The organism is Rhodoplanes sp., from assembly GCF_013377085.1.
Classification (GTDB): domain Bacteria; phylum Pseudomonadota; class Alphaproteobacteria; order Rhizobiales; family Xanthobacteraceae; genus Rhodoplanes.
Genome location: NZ_JACAAX010000014.1, coordinates 1 through 15,036, shown reverse-complemented (window position 1 = coordinate 15,036; position 15,036 = coordinate 1). Strand labels below are relative to the sequence as shown.

The following is a 15,036-nucleotide window of genomic DNA, read 5'->3' as shown; positions in this document are numbered from 1 at the left end:
CGTTTACGAATGTCAAAATACGAAATCCTGGATACCGCATTCGCCATGGCGGTTGCGAAATTTATGACGCTAGCGCGACGATGGCAACGATCCGTGGCGCGTCGGCAACGCCGCCGGCCGGGTTACCATGATCGCGCGATTCGTCACGCCGTCACAGCGATGGATCGTCGATCACCCAGCCGACCTTGTCGAGCGGTGCTTCCATCCGGTATTTGAGACCGTCCGGCGCATACTCGATCTGGTGCTTGCCGATCCGCCGCATCGTATCCTCGATGATCTTGCGACCGTAGCCGCTGCGGGTCGGCGGCGCGACACGCGGTCCGCCGTCCTCCTGCCAGGAGAGCACGAAGGCCGTCGGGCGCAAATCCCGCTCCACCTTCCAGCTCACGGCGATGCTGCCTTCCGGCGCCGACAGCGCGCCGTACTTGACGGCGTTGGTGGTGAGCTCGTGCAGCAGCAGAGCGAAACTCTGCGCAGCATTCTGCTTCACCATCACGTCGATGCCGTCGAGCGTCACGCGGTCGGCAAAGGCCGAGGTCTCCGAGGCGAGGATCTGCCGCAGCGGCGCGCCGCGCCATTCCTGCTCGGTCATCAGCGTGTAGGCGCGCCCGAGCGACTGCAGGCGATCGACGAAAACGTCGCGCGCCTCACGCAGCGAGCGCTCGCCGCTGAGGCTCGACAGCGCCACCGACTGGATGACGGCGAACAGGTTCTGGATGCGATGGTTGAGCTCGCCGATCAGCAGGCGCTGGCGGTCCTCGGTGCGCTTGCGCTCCGAGATGTCGACCAGCACGGCCAGCACGTAGGTCTGCCCGTCGACCACCATCGGCTTGAGCGCGATCTCGACCGAGAACTCGGTCCCGTCCTTGCGCTGCGCCAACAGGTCCCGCCCGACACCCATCGGCCGCTCGCGTGGCGCCAGATCGAAGATGCGCCGCATCTCCGGATGATTGTCGCGGAAGCGGTTCGGCACCAGGGCGTCGATCGGAAGGCCGAGCAGCTCGCCGCGCTCGAAGCCCAGCATCTCTTCCGCGTGCTCGTTCGCGAAGGCGATACGCGCCCCGCCATCCACCAGGATCAGGCCGCTCGGTCCCGATTCAAGGATCATGTGAACGATGTCACGTGGAGACCGCATCTCAATCCAACATAGGTCCAAGCTATTGCAGGTCACGCGCTCCGGCAACCACGCCGTTCAACGGCAACCACGCCGTTCAACCGCGACCCGGAAGTATAATCCGCTTCCGCGCGGCCGAAGACTCCGGCATCCAACTGGCAAAAAATGTGACGTCCGTCACGCAGCCCCGTGAACCGAGAGCGAAGGACGCGCAAAACAATGAGGCAACGCCAAAAAACCCGGCGAAAGCAATGCCGGCCCGGCGACAGATCGCGGCAACGCGCCCGCCGTGTGCCGGAGCAATCGAAGCGGCACACAGGCGGACCTCGATCCGGAGGCATTTCTGGGTCATCAGCCGCCGGAATTCGTTGACCGAGATCAAGCGGATAAGCCAGCTCGACCGGCTTTGCCGCCACTCGTGTCGGCTAGCATACCGTATAACCCGTCGCACCCGTCGTGTTCTCCGTCACAACCATATCCCAGTACTGTTCGGACGAACGGTAGGCCGCAACTGTGGAAAATAGGGTGGATCGGAGCGTGTGAGGCCGTGCTGCACCGGCGGACCGCACAGGCGCTCGGAGACCATTCAGTTCTCGACGAAGTCGGCGCAGCGCTGAATTGTATCGTTCGCGCCCCACGGCATTATCGGCACCGTCGATGTCGAGTTCTTCGGCGACCCTTCGATGATCCTGTCCGAGTAAACCATGTAGACCAGCACGTTTCTTTTGGTATCGCAGCCGCGGACGATCTGCATTTTTTTGAAGAAAAGTGAGCGCCTCTGACGGAATACGTCGACACCCTGCTCGAACTTCTTCTTTATACGGATCGGCCCGATCTGCCGACAGGCGAGCGAAATGTCCGACACTTCCTCGGCCAGGCCGAGCCAGCCCTTGAAGCCCCCCTTCTCGGGGACCGTGAAGTGGCAGGCGACGCCGTCGACCTCGGGATCGTCGAGCCCGTAGGTGGCCAGCTTGTCGTTCGGGCTCAACCACTTGAACACGGTGGAGCGGCGGAAGATCAGGTCCGGCTCGTCGGCCGCGGACGCGGGCGTCGTGGCGGCGAGGCCGAGCACGACGGCGAGCACCGAAAACGCCACCCGGGCCGACGAATGGCGAAGGAGGATTTGGCGGCTCGGGCGCATGTCGAACTCCATGAGGTCGCGCGTCGGCCCGGTCGTGGGCGACCGGACCGGTAAATTGTTACGGTCAGTCAGATAGGGGTTCGGCCCGTGGGCGGAAGGCGGGTTCGGTAAAAATACTCGCATCCGCACGAGATCGAAGCGGCGCCGGCCTCGCTCGAGCGTGCCTCAGTACGGATAGAATCCGCCGGGGCGGTATCCGTAGCCGTAGCCGGAGCCGGAGCCGGAGCGCGGATAGGCCTCGGCCCGCTGCCAGTCGCCGCCACGCGACCGGTCGGCCGTGTTGGAGCGGGTTTTCTTGCGCGCCTTCTTGAGCGGCTTCGGATGGTCGGTCGCAACCGGCTTCTCTTCGCCCAGGGCGACGATCGCCTCCTTCGGGGGCTCGACGGCCTTGCGCTCGACCGCGTCCTTGGCGGGCAAAACGGCCGCCGGCGCCGCTTTCGCGGCAGGGGCCGGTGTGGATTTCGGGCTGCCGTCCGGAACGCTCCGCCCGTCGGTGGTGCTCGGCGGCCCGCCAGTGCCGATCGGCGCCAGCGCGACGGGGGCGACCGCCCCGCGGCTGCGTGGACGAGCCGCGTCACCGGTCACGCGCTCCGCCATGGAGGCGGACCGCGTCGCGACGGGGGGCGCCGGCGCGATGGCCGGGGCTGCCATGGCCGACGCCGGCGCGCTCGCCGTGGTGGCGGCAACCGGCGCGACAAGCGCCCCGGTCTGCTCACTCGCCGCAAAGGCCTCCCAGCTTCGGCCGATCGGCGCCTCGAGGGCCGTCGGGCGCACCAATTCGGAGACGACGGCATAGCCGGCGACCAGACAGACGAGGCTGGCCGCAACGCCGCCTGCCACACGGGACGCCGATAATTTCCGGCGCACCGGACGAGCCCGTTCGGGCCACAGCGAGAAGTCGTGGGGAGAGCGGGAGGTCATGGTCAATCCACTGAGACGCCGAACACGTACACGGCCGGCTCGTGATAACGCGCGAACCGGCAGAGAGTTCCCGCCCGAACCGTGTGCCGAGCGAGATTCACACCCTTGAGTTCGCGCGACGCTCCCCGTGGTTCGATCCCTGTCCGCCTGCGATCGTCGACGACGCCACCTCAGACGGCGACCGGCTCGCCCTTCTCCGGCACGATCACCCGGGTGGCATGGCCCTTCATGGCGTCGACGAACTTTTCGGCCGTCGGGTCGATGATCGGGAACGAGCCGTAATGGCATGGGATCACGGCATCGAGCCGGAAGAAGCGCTGCACCGCGAAGGCCGCCGACCGCGCCCCCATGGTGAAGCGGTCGCCGATCGGCACCATGGCGATCTTCGGCTCGTGCAGCTCGGCGATCAGGCCCATGTCGGTGAACACATCGGTGTCGCCCATGTGGTAGACGGTCGGCTCGCCGGCCGCCTTGACGATCACGCCGCAGGGATTGCCGAGATAGATCGGAATGCCGTCGACCATGTCGCCGGAGGAGTGATCGGCCCGCACCAGCGTCACGGTGAAGCGGCCGAGATTGGTCGTGCCGCCGGTGTTCATCGGGTTGAACTTTTCCAGCCCCTTCGACACCAGCCACATGCCGAGATCATAATTTGTCGTGACGGTCGCGCCGGTCTCGCGGGCGATCGCCAGCGTGTCGCCGACATGGTCGCCGTGCCCGTGGGTGACCAGGATGTGGCTGACGCCCTTGATGGCGGCGGCGCGGTCCGACACGAAGGCCGGATTGCCGGTGAAGAATGGATCGATCAGCACGGCCGTGCCCTTGAAATCCAGCCGGAAGGCGGAATGGCCGAACCAGGTGATCTCCATGACGACTCTCCTCACGGGGCAGCGGGGCGGCACACTCGCGCGCCCTCGACATGACCGACGCGGAAGATAAGCCGCAGCCGGCTGCGAGCGTCAATCGGCGGCTCGTCCGCCGGCAGGCATCGCGCGGAAGAGTCTGGACTGGCCGCGGCGGCGGCGCCGTGTTAGGCGGGCGCATGCCCTCCCCGATCGTGCCGCTCGCCGACCTCGATGCGCTGCTGCCCGAGCGCGGCGCGCTCGTCGGCCTCGATCTCGGCGAGAAGACCATCGGGGTGGCGGTCAGCGATCCCGACCGGCGGGTCGCCACCGGGGTCGAGACGATCCTGCGCAAGCGGTTCACCGACGATGCGGCGCGCCTGCTGGCGCTGGCGGGCGAGCGCCGCGTGGTCGGCCTGGTACTCGGCCTGCCGCTCAACATGAACGGCAGCGAGGGCCCGCGGGCGCAGTCGACCCGCGCCTTCGCCAGAAACCTCTCGCGCATCACCGCGCTGCCGATCGGTCTGTGGGACGAGCGGCTGTCGACCGCCGCGGTCGAGCGCGAGCTGATCGCGGCGGATGCGAGCCGCCGGCAGCGCAAGGCCGTGATCGACCAGCACGCGGCGATCTTCATCCTGCAGGGCGCGCTCGACCGGCTCTGCCGCGGCACGCTGCCTTGACCGGGCGGACCCGGCCGCCGCCAGCCCAGCCAATGTTATTGACATAAAGACGTTATTCACGCCTGAACGCGATAAGTCATCAGCGGTCGCGAAAGCACCGCGACAGCACCACGGGGGCCGTCACTCCGGCATCGCCCGGGTGAGCAGGTGATGGGTCTCGATCGGGGTGAGCCCGCTGGTGCCGGCCGTGAGCCCGCCGCCGCCCAGCAGGCGCGTGCGCGCGAACAGCTCGGCGACCGGCGAGTCCGAGGTCCGCAGTGCGGCCGCCGCCGCCAGCAGGGCCAGCCGCTCGACCGCCAACCGCGCGGCGCGCTCGGGCTCGTCGCTGTCGAAGGCGTCCTTCACTGACGCCACCGTCGCGGCCACGCCCGGCAGGTCGCTCGCCTCGCGGGCCAGATCCGCCACCACCGCGAGAACCGCCTCGCGATGGCGATCGAGCGTCCGCAGAACATCCAGGCAGACCACGTTGCCGGAGCCCTCCCAGATCGCATTGACGGGCGCCTCGCGATAGAGCCGCGGCAGCACGCCGTCCTCGATGAAGCCATTGCCGCCGAGACACTCCATGGCCTCGGCCACGAAGGCGGGAGCCGCCTTGGCGATCCGGTACTTGGCGGCCGGGGTGAGCAGGCGGACGCGCATCCGCTCGGCCTCGCTTTCGCCGGCGAGGTCGAACGAGCGGGCGAGCCGGAAGACCAGCGCCACGGCGGCTTCCACCTCCAGCGCCAGGTCGGCCAGCACGGCGCGCATCAGCGGCTGCTCGGACAGGCGGCGACCGAAGACGCCGCGATGCCGGGTGTGATGCAGGGCCTGGGCGAGCGCCGCCCGCATCAGGCCGGCGGAGGAAACGGCACAGTCGGCGCGGGTGAGCTGCACCATCTCCATCACGGTGCGCACCCCCGCCCCCTCCTCGCCGAGCCGCCAGGCGAAGGCGCCGCGGAACTCGACCTCGGCCGAGGCGCTCGAACGGTTGCCGAGCTTGTTCTTGAGGCGCTGATACTCGATGGCATTGACGCTACCGTCCGGGCGGAACCGCGGCACCAGCACCGCGGTCGGTCCCGCCTGGGCCTGGGCCAGCACCACGAAAGCATCGCTCATCGGCGCCGACATGAACCACTTGTGGCCCGCGATGGTGTAGCCGTCGGCGGTCGGTTCGGCCCTGGTGACGGCCCCGCGGACGTCGGTGCCGCCCTGCCGCTCGGTCACGCCCATGCCGATCGTGATGCCGAACTTCTCCTCCCAGGGGCGGAAACCCGGGTCGTAATGGCGCGTCACCACCTTGCGGATCATGTCGGCCGCCGCTTTCGGCCCCGCGGCGAGCGGCGCGACCGCGGCACGGGTCGTGATCATCGGGGAGAGGTGGCCGTTCTCGACCTGCGCAACCATGTAGAAGCGCGCGGCCCGCGCCACCTCGGCCGGGGCGTCGGCGCGCTCGCCGGACGATGACCAGGTCGAGCAGTGCAGGCTCGCGCCGATGCTCTCCTTGAGCAGGTGGTGATAGGACGGGTGGAACTCGACGGTGTCGCGCCGAAACCCCTTGGCGTCGAAGGCCTGCAGGCGCGGCGGATTCTCGTTGGCGAGCCGCGCATGCTCGGCCATCTCGCCGGCGCCCCAGCGGCGCCCGAAGGCGGCGAGCATCCGCGCCTCGTCGACCGCCTCGTTGGCGATCACGGCATCCTTGAGGGCGCGATCGCTGTCATAAAGGTCGACATCCGCGAAGGACGGCGACTGGTTGAAGCGGTCGTCACCCACCATGATGCCTTCGGCCATCGTGCGTCTCCCCTGGCGCAACCGCCGCCTCGCCTGTGCCGTCCCGTCCGGCTGGGGACAACTGGCAAGCATAGCACGATGCGCTTGCTGCCATCCTCGAACGCGCATATACGGCTGGCTTTGATGAATGTCGCACCCAAAGCCGCTTTCGTACTCCACCAGCGTCACTTGTTGGGGATAGAAGGCCTATCGCGCGAGGAGATCGTCGGTCTCCTCGACCTCGCCGAAGAATTTGTCGATCTCAATCGCCAGGTCGAGAAAAAGCGCACCTCGCTGCGCGGCCGGACGCAGATCAACCTCTTCTTCGAAGCCTCCACCCGGACTCAGTCGTCCTTCGAGCTCGCCGGCAAGCGGCTGGGCGCCGACGTGATGAACATGGCCGTGCAGGCGTCCTCGATCCGCAAGGGCGAGACGCTGGTCGACACGGCGATCACGCTCAACGCCATGCACCCCGACATCCTGGTGGTGCGCCACAACGCGTCGGGCGCCGTCAAGCTGCTCGCCGACAAGGTCGACTGCTCGGTCGTCAATGCCGGCGACGGCGCCCATGAGCATCCGACCCAGGCGCTGCTCGACGCGCTGACGATCCGCCGCAACAAGGGCCGGATCGAGCGCCTGACGGTGGCGATCTGCGGCGACATCCTGCATTCGCGGGTGGCGCGCTCCAACATCATCCTGCTCAACGCGCTCGACGCGCGGGTGCGGGTGATCGGCCCCTCGACCCTGCTGCCGCCCGGCATCGAGCGGTTCGGCGTCGAGGTCTATCGCGACATGCGCGAGGGGCTGCGCGACGCCGACATCGTCATGATGCTGCGCCTGCAGCGCGAGCGCATGAACGGCTCCTTCATCCCCTCCTCGACCGAGTACTTCGCCTATTACGGGCTCGACGAGACGAAGCTCGGCTGGGCCAAGCCCGACGCCCTGGTGATGCATCCGGGCCCGATGAACCGCGGCGTCGAGATCAACTCGACGGTCGCCGACGGCTCACGCTCGCTGATTCGCGAGCAGGTCGAGATGGGCGTCGCTGTCCGCATGGCGGTGCTCGAGGCACTGTCGCGGAACCTGCCCAATGCCTGACGGGCGCGCCGGCGCCACCCTCCGGCCCCGGCTCCGCCTCTGTGTCGTCCCCGCCGGTCCGCCGGCGGAGCGACCTGCCTGACGACCCGCGAGAGAACAACGCCATGCTGTCCGACCGCCGCCCGATCCTCCTCACCAACGCCCGCATCGTCGATCCCTCCCAGGATCTCGACATCACCGGCGACCTCCTGATGGCCGACGGGCTGGTGCGCGACATCAAGCGCGGCATCGGCGCGGCCGGCGTGCCGGGCGGCACCGAGGTGGTCGACTGCACCGGCAAGGTGGTGGCGCCCGGCCTCGTCGACATGCGCGCCTTCATCGGCGAGCCCGGCGCGGAGTATCGCGAGACCTTCGCGTCGGCGAGCCTCGCCGCGGCCGCCGGCGGCGTCACCACCATCGTCTGCCAGCCCGACACCCATCCGCCGATCGACGACCCGGCGACCGTCGACTTCGTCATGCGCCGCGCCCGCGACACCGCGATCGTGCGGGTGCATCCGATGGCGGCTCTCACCAAGGGCCTCAAGGGCGAGGAGATGACCGAGATCGGCCTCCTCAAGGCCGCCGGTGCCGTCGCGTTCACGGACGGGGCGAAGAGCGTCACCGATGCCAAGGTGATGCGACGCGCGCTGACCTATGGGCGGGACTTCGACGCCCTCGTGGTGCACCACACCGAGGACCCCGATCTCGCCTCCGACGGCGTCATGAACGAAGGCGAGTACGCCGCACGGCTCGGCCTGCTCGGCATCCCGAAGACGGCCGAGACCATCATGCTGGAGCGCGACGTCCGGCTCGTCGGCCTCACCCGGGCGCGCTACCACGCCGCCTCGCTGACCTGTGCCGACTCGCTCGAGGTGCTGGCCCGCGCCAAGCAGGCGGGGCTGCGCGTCACCGCCTCCGCCTCGATCAACCATCTCACGCTGAACGAGCTCGACGTCGGCTCCTACCGCACCTTCTGCAAGGTGACGCCGCCGCTGCGGCCGGAGAGCGACCGCGCCGCGCTGGTCGAGGCCCTGCGCGCCGGCCTGATCGACGTGGTGATGTCCGACCACGACCCGCAGGACGTCGAGACCAAGCGGCTGCCCTTCGCCGAGGCCGCCCCCGGCGCCATCGGCATCGAGACCATGCTGGTCGCCGGCCTGCGCCTCGTCCATGCCGGCGACGTGCCGCTGACGACCCTGATCAAGGCGATGTCGACCCGGCCGGCCGAGTTGCTCGGCCTGCCGGCCGGCACGCTGCGCGCCGGCAGCCCGGCCGACGTGATCGTCGTCGATCTCGACACCCCCTGGGTGCTCGACCGCGAGGACCTGAAATCGAAGTGCAAGAACTCGCCCTTCGACGAGGCCCGTCTCCAGGGCCGCGTGGTGCGCACCATCGTCGGCGGCCGCACCGTCTACGAGCTCGTGTGAACGGCGCGCCGAGGCGCATTGCCGGCCGCCCTGTCGCTCGCTAGGGTCCGCCGCGACGTCCGGCCGAATGCGGCCGCGGCGCACGGATTCACCCCCGGAGCGACGACACCATGCTCCATCCCGCCGACTGGTCCGCCGCCCTCCCGGTTTACGCGGCGGCGATCGTCTTCGGCTATCTGCTCGGATCGATCCCGTTCGGCCTGCTGATCACCAAGATGGCGGGCGCCGGCGACATCCGCGCGATCGGCTCCGGCAATATCGGCGCGACCAATGTTCTGCGCACCGGCCGCAAGGGCCTCGCCGCCCTGACGCTGCTGCTCGACGCCCTCAAGGGAACGGCGGCCGTGCTGCTGGCACCGCTCGTCGGCAGTGCCGCGGCACCCGGCCACGACCTCGCGCTGCTCGCCGGGCTCGGCGCGTTTCTCGGCCATCTCTTCCCGGTCTGGTTGCACTTTCGCGGCGGCAAGGGCGTCGCGACCTTCATCGGCGTGCTGGTCGCATTCTCGCCGCTGGTCGCCGTCGGCTTCGGCCTGGTCTGGCTCGCGGTGGCCGCCGCGACCCGCTACTCCTCGCTCGCCGGCCTGACCGCGAGCGCCGCGACACCGCTCATGCTGTGGGCCGCCGGACGGCCGTCGGAGGCGCTCCTGTTCGCACTGCTCGCCGTGCTGTCCTGGATCAAGCACGCCGCCAACCTGAAGCGTCTCCTGGCCGGCACCGAATCGAAGATCGGCAAGGGCAAGCCGCCGGCCGACGAGGCCGCCTGAGCGCACCGGCCGACGGCGGCGTGTTGCCGGCGCAACAGTGTGGCGCCCCCGTATTACTCCGGGCTGACACCAACTTTACACTTCCAGGCTTAATGCCGTATCGCGGGAATTGGTGAAGCTGCGCCCCGCTGTTTGCGAATGGCGAGTCGTACCGACCGCTTGTATCCCGTGTTGCGGGTGAACGGTCGCAATGGCGACACCGTGCGCCGGGGGGCGCGCGACGTCCGGGGGGTCACGTGGCAATCCAGTGGGCCGACTACGATCTCGATTTCATCCGCCGCCGTTACGATCGCATCGCCGGCCTGATCGTTCCGTTCGAATGGCTCCTGTTCATGCCGACGGCGTTCCGCCGCGTCGCGGTCGAGCGCATCGGCCTGCAGCCGGGCGCGCGGGTGCTCGAGATCGGCTGCGGCACCGGGCGCAACCTGCCCTTCCTGCGTGAGGCGGTGGGCGCCGGGGGCCAAGTCTACGGCGTCGATTTCTCGCCCGGCATGCTGGGCCGGGCCCGCAACCTGGTGGCGCGCGGCGGCTGGAGCAATGTCCACCTGACCGAATCGGACGCCGCCGACTACCGCGCGCCCGAGCCGCTCGACGGCGTGATGTTCGGTCTCTCCTACAACACCATGCCGCACCACCGCGCCGTGCTGGCGCGTGCCCTCGAGCTGCTCAAGCCCGGTGGCCGCATCGTCATCATGGACGCCAAGCTGCCGCCCGGCGTCGGCGGCAAGCTGGTGCTGCCCTTCTCGATCTGGCTGATGAAGTGGACCGTTCTGGGCAATCCCCACATCCGCCCATGGGAGCACCTCGCGCCGCTGGTCGACGGCTTCGAGATGGAGGAGTTCCTGTTCGGCTCCTATTATGTCTGTCGGGGCACCAAACGCGCCTGAGCTGTCGCCGAGACCGGGCGTCAGCGGCCGCCGCCGCGTCTTCGAACGCGTGCACATCATCTTCCTCTCGCGCATCGCGCGATCCCGTGACACCATGCGCCGGTGGAGCGAGGCGGCCCGGCGTTCGGCCGCCCCGGCAGGGGGAGCGTCCGCGTGGCGCCCGGCGTGCGTCTCACCGACGAGCAAAGGCTCGACTGGCTGCGGCTGATCCGCAGCGAGAATGTCGGTCCGCGCACCTTCAAGGCCCTGCTCAACCGGTATGGCGGCGCCCGAGCGGCGCTCGCGGCCCTGCCCGAGCTGGCCCGGCGCGGCGGCGCCGTGCGGGCCCCCCATGTCGCCACCCTGGCCGAAGCCGAGCGCGAAATGGTCGCCGGCCGTCGGCTCGGCGTCCGCCTGGTCGCACTCGGCGAGCCCGATTATCCGCCCGCCCTGCAGGCGATCGACGACGCCCCGCCGCTGATCGGCGTGCGTGGAAAGCTCGAACTGTTGCAGCAGCCGGCCGTCGGCATCGTCGGAGCCCGCAACGCCTCGGCGGCCGGGCTGATGTTCGCCGAACGAATCGCCCGCGAGCTCGGCGATGCCGGCTTCGCGATCGTCTCGGGCCTCGCCCGCGGCATCGACGGCGCGGCCCACCGGGGCAGCCTCTCGCGCGGCACCATCGCGGTGGTGGCCGGCGGGCAGGACCGCCCCTACCCGCCCGAGCACACCGAGCTTCTGGAGGCGATCGCCGGGGCCGGCGCCGTGGTCTCGGAAATGCCCATGGGTTGGATTCCGCGCGGCCGCGATTTTCCGCGCCGCAACCGAATCATCTCGGGGCTCGTCATGGGCGTCGTGGTGGTGGAGGCGGCGCGCCGCTCCGGCTCGCTGATCACGGCGCGGCGGGCGCTCGACCACGGCCGCGAGGTGTTCGCCGTGCCGGGCTCGCCGATCGACCCGCGCAGCGAGGGAACGAACGACCTGCTCAAGCAGGGCGCCGGCCTGGTGACGTCTGCGGCCGACGTGATCGCGGCCCTGGAGCCGATGCTCGGCAAAAGCTTCGAGCGCCCGCTCGACGAGCCGGCGCCGATCACCCTGCCGCTGCCCTTCGACCTGCCGGCCGACGGCCAGGCGCGGGACGGCATCACGGCGCTGCTCGGGCCGACCCCGGTCGGCGTCGACGACCTGATCCGCTGGTCGGGCGCCGCCCCCGCCACCGTGCTGACCACGCTGCTGGAGCTGGAGCTGGCTGGACGGCTCGACCGCCAGCGCGGCGGCCGTGTCGCCCTGTTGTGACGCCGCGCTTAACCCAGCGCTCATCATACCTCGATACCGAGAACGAAGCCTCCTCCCCCGCCTTGCCGGACCTGCGGGCTCCGGTCTGCACCCAATCAGGGCGACGGCGCCCCGTTGGCGCGGCCGCGGTCGCGGCCGGCCTCCGATGTCGCTTCCGCCTCGATGTGCGCCATCTCGAGCAGGTAGCCGAGCGTCTGCAGCCCGTGACGGCGGGCGATCCGGGCGAGATCGCCAGTCAGATCCGCAATATAGGCGGCGACCGATTGCGGCGTGGAGTCTTCGACGGCGGGTGGCGGTTCGGGCATAAGAAACCTTGCCGCGGCCCGGCCCAGGCGGGCCGGACGGCGCCGGGAATGCGAGTTTCGCTCGACGTCTTGGACAGGAATACTATCTCAAATTGGACCGCTAAAGAAACACAACTTTTGATATATGGCCACGTGTGCCGTCGACGCGCGGCAGCCCGGATTTGACACCCGGCCCCTGCTTAACCATTTTCCCCGGGCCCGCGGCGGACCGGCGACCCGGTCCACCGCCCCCCGATTTGCGCCCAGTGCAAGGCTTTTCATGAACGTCGTTGTCGTCGAATCTCCGGCCAAGGCGAAGACCATCAACAAGTATCTCGGCCGTGGCTACGAGGTGCTGGCCTCCTTCGGACATGTCCGCGACCTGCCGCCGAAGGATGGCTCGGTCGATCCCGAGGCCGACTTCAAGATGGTGTGGGAGGTCGACGGGAAGGCGCAGAAGCGGATCGCCGACATCGCCCGCGCCCTCAAGGGAGCCGACAAGCTGATCCTGGCGACCGACCCGGACCGCGAGGGCGAGGCGATTTCCTGGCACCTGCTCGAAGCCCTCAAGGAAAGGCGCGCACTCACCGCCGACCAGCCGATCGAGCGGGTGGTGTTCAACGCCATCACCAAGCAGGCCGTCACCGAGGCGATGAAGCATCCGCGCGCCATCGACCAGGCGCTGGTGGACGCTTATCTGGCACGCCGGGCGCTCGACTATCTGGTCGGCTTCACGCTGTCGCCGGTGCTGTGGCGCAAGCTGCCCGGCGCCCGCTCGGCCGGCCGCGTCCAGTCGGTCTCGCTGCGGCTGGTCTGCGACCGCGAGCTGGAGATCGAGAAGTTCGTCACCCAGGAGTACTGGTCGCTGATCGCGACGCTGGCGACCCCGCGCGGCGACAGCTTCCAGGCCCGCCTGGTCGGGGCCGACGGCAAGAAGATCACCCGGCTCGACATCGGCAGCGGCGCCGAGGCGGCCGACTTCAAGGCCGCGCTCGAGGCCGCCCGCTACGCGGTCGCGACCGTCGATGCGCGGCCGACCAAGCGCCACCCGCAGCCGCCGTTCACCACCTCGACGTTGCAGCAGGAGGCGAGCCGAAAGCTCGGTTTCGCGCCGGCCCATACCATGCGGGTGGCACAGCGGCTCTATGAGGGCATCGACCTCGGCGGCGACACGGTCGGCCTGATCACCTATATGCGAACCGACGGCGTCCAGATGGCGCCCGAGGCCATCGCGGCGGTTCGCGACGTGGTGCGGGCCGATTACGGCGACCGCTATCTGCCGGGCGCGCCGCGCCAGTACCAGACCAAGGCGAAGAACGCCCAGGAGGCCCACGAGGCGATCCGGCCGACCGACATGGCGCGCCGGCCACGCGACCTCAAGCGCCATCTCGACGCCGACCAGGCCCGCCTCTACGAGCTGATCTACATGCGCGCCGTGGCGAGCCAAATGGAATCGGCCGAGCTCGAGCGCACGACGGTCGACATCACGGCGAACGTCGACGCGCCGGCGAAGTCGCGCGTGCTGGAGCTGCGCGCCACCGGCAGCGTGATCACGTTCGACGGCTTCCTGGCCGTCTACCAGGAGGGCCGCGACGAGGATCCGGAGGACGAGGAAAGCCGCCGCCTGCCCCAGATGAGCGCCGGCGAGGCGCTGAAGAAGCTCGCGCTCGACTCGACCCAGCACTTCACCGAGCCGCCGCCGCGCTATTCCGAGGCGTCGCTGGTCAAGCGCATGGAGGAGCTCGGCATCGGCCGGCCGTCGACCTATGCGTCGATCCTGCAGGTGCTCAAGGACCGCAGCTATGTGCGGATCGACAAGCGCCGCCTGGTGCCGGAGGACCGCGGACGTATCGTCGTGGCGTTCCTGGAGAGCTTCTTCTCGCGCTATGTCGAGTACGACTTCACGGCCGATCTCGAGGAGCAGCTCGATCGCGTCTCCAACAACGAGATCGAGTGGCACGAGCTGCTGCGGCGCTTCTGGACCGGCTTCACGGGCGCGGTCGACGGCATCAAGGACCTCAAGATCAGCGAGGTGATCGACGCTCTCGACGCGATGCTCGCCCCGCACATCTTCGCGCCCCGCGAGGACGGCACCGATCCGCGCCTGTGCACCACCTGCGGCACCGGCCGCCTGTCGCTGAAGCTCGGCCGCTACGGCGCCTTCATCGGCTGCTCGAACTATCCCGAGTGCCGGTACACGCGGCCGTTCTCGGTGCCGGGCGCCGACGGCGCGCCGGAGGCCGAGAACAAGGTGTTGGGTCAGGACCCGGACACCGGGCTCGAGGTCAGCCTGCGCAACGGCCGCTTCGGGCCGTATGTGCAGCTCGGCGAGGCCGCCAATGGCGAGAAGCCGAAGCGCGCCGGCCTGCCCAAGGGCACCGAACCGGCGACCGTCGATCTCGAGCTGGCGCTCGGGCTGCTGTCGCTGCCGCGCGAGGTCGGCAAGCACCCGGAGGACGGCGAGCCGATCCTCGCCGGCATCGGGCGGTTCGGCGCCTATGTCCAGCACATCAAGACCTACGCCAATCTGGAGCCGGGCGACGAGGTTCTGTCCATCGGGCTCAACCGGGCCGTGACGCTGATCGCCGAGAAGCTGGCCAAGGGGCCGCGTGGAAAACGCTTCGGCGGCGATCCCGGCCGCGCGCTCGGCGATCATCCCGAGCACGGCGGCACCATCGTCGTGAAGGCCGGCCGCTACGGCCCCTATGTCAGTCACAACGGCATCAACGCCACCCTGCCTCGCGACAAGACGCCGGAGACCATCACGCTCGCGGAGGCCGTCAGCCTGATCGCGGCGCGCGCCGAGAAGACCGGCGGCGCCCCGAAGCGCAAGGCACCGGCCAAGAAGGCCGCCGGCACCAAGACGGCGGCCTTCTTGGCC

At 69.3% G+C, this 15,036-nt stretch carries 13 protein-coding genes; 7 read left to right on the top strand and 6 right to left on the bottom strand.

The window, feature by feature from the left end; all coding sequences use genetic code 11:
• Positions 1-151: 151 nt before the first annotated feature.
• From HXX10_RS11990 to HXX10_RS11975, 4 genes are all read right to left on the bottom strand, one after another.
• Entirely contained in the window at positions 152-1,108 is a 957-nt protein-coding gene (locus tag HXX10_RS11990) for a PAS domain S-box protein (RefSeq protein ID WP_296522471.1), read from the bottom strand.
• Between the two features lie 592 nt (positions 1,109-1,700).
• Complete coding sequence (locus tag HXX10_RS11985; protein ID WP_296522575.1) at positions 1,701-2,255, bottom strand: CreA family protein; 555 nt, start codon at positions 2,253-2,255, stop codon at positions 1,701-1,703.
• A 165-nt stretch (positions 2,256-2,420) separates the two neighbouring features.
• Positions 2,421-3,095, bottom strand: a complete 675-nt coding sequence (locus tag HXX10_RS11980) for a hypothetical protein (protein WP_296522470.1) — start codon at positions 3,093-3,095, stop codon at positions 2,421-2,423.
• A 251-nt stretch (positions 3,096-3,346) separates the two neighbouring features.
• A complete protein-coding gene (locus HXX10_RS11975) occupies positions 3,347-4,045 on the bottom strand; it encodes a metal-dependent hydrolase (RefSeq protein ID WP_296522468.1) in 699 nt (232 codons plus the stop codon).
• A 173-nt stretch (positions 4,046-4,218) separates the two neighbouring features.
• Between HXX10_RS11975 and ruvX the strand changes: the two genes are divergently transcribed.
• Positions 4,219-4,698: a Holliday junction resolvase RuvX gene (gene ruvX / locus HXX10_RS11970; RefSeq protein ID WP_296522467.1), complete on the top strand. Its 480-nt coding sequence runs from the start codon at positions 4,219-4,221 to the stop codon at positions 4,696-4,698.
• A gap of 120 nt (positions 4,699-4,818) precedes the next feature.
• Here ruvX and HXX10_RS11965 read toward each other — a convergent pair whose 3' ends face one another.
• The gene (locus HXX10_RS11965) at positions 4,819-6,465 is read right to left on the bottom strand and encodes an acyl-CoA dehydrogenase family protein (RefSeq protein WP_296522466.1); all 1,647 of its coding nucleotides are present in this window, start codon (positions 6,463-6,465) and stop codon (positions 4,819-4,821) included.
• Positions 6,466-6,588: 123 nt separating this feature from the next.
• Here HXX10_RS11965 and HXX10_RS11960 point away from each other — a divergent pair, with 123 nt between their 5' ends.
• The 5 genes from HXX10_RS11960 (at position 6,589) to dprA (ending at position 11,871) form a co-directional block, all read left to right on the top strand.
• Entirely contained in the window at positions 6,589-7,542 is a 954-nt protein-coding gene (locus HXX10_RS11960) for an aspartate carbamoyltransferase catalytic subunit (protein ID WP_296522465.1), read from the top strand.
• 104 nt (positions 7,543-7,646) lie between these two features.
• Positions 7,647-8,948, top strand: a complete 1,302-nt coding sequence (locus HXX10_RS11955) for a dihydroorotase (protein ID WP_296522464.1) — start codon at positions 7,647-7,649, stop codon at positions 8,946-8,948.
• A 110-nt stretch (positions 8,949-9,058) separates the two neighbouring features.
• On the top strand, positions 9,059-9,712 hold the full coding sequence (plsY, locus tag HXX10_RS11950) for a glycerol-3-phosphate 1-O-acyltransferase PlsY (RefSeq protein ID WP_296522463.1): 654 nt from the start codon (positions 9,059-9,061) through the stop codon (positions 9,710-9,712).
• Positions 9,713-9,948: 236 nt separating this feature from the next.
• Positions 9,949-10,599 (top strand): class I SAM-dependent methyltransferase, encoded by a 651-nt coding sequence (locus tag HXX10_RS11945; RefSeq protein WP_296522462.1) that lies wholly within the window; start codon positions 9,949-9,951, stop codon positions 10,597-10,599.
• Between the two features lie 153 nt (positions 10,600-10,752).
• Entirely contained in the window at positions 10,753-11,871 is a 1,119-nt protein-coding gene (gene dprA, locus HXX10_RS11940; protein WP_296522460.1) for a DNA-processing protein DprA, read from the top strand.
• A gap of 95 nt (positions 11,872-11,966) precedes the next feature.
• On the opposite strand, the gene HXX10_RS11935 is transcribed toward dprA, so the two are convergent.
• Positions 11,967-12,176, bottom strand: coding sequence for a hypothetical protein (locus tag HXX10_RS11935; RefSeq protein ID WP_296522459.1), 210 nt, complete (start codon positions 12,174-12,176; stop codon positions 11,967-11,969).
• Positions 12,177-12,435: 259 nt separating this feature from the next.
• On the opposite strand from HXX10_RS11935, the gene topA reads away from it, so the two are divergent.
• A partial coding sequence (topA, locus tag HXX10_RS11930; protein ID WP_296522457.1) for a type I DNA topoisomerase occupies positions 12,436-15,036 on the top strand: 2,601 nt, incomplete at its 3' end.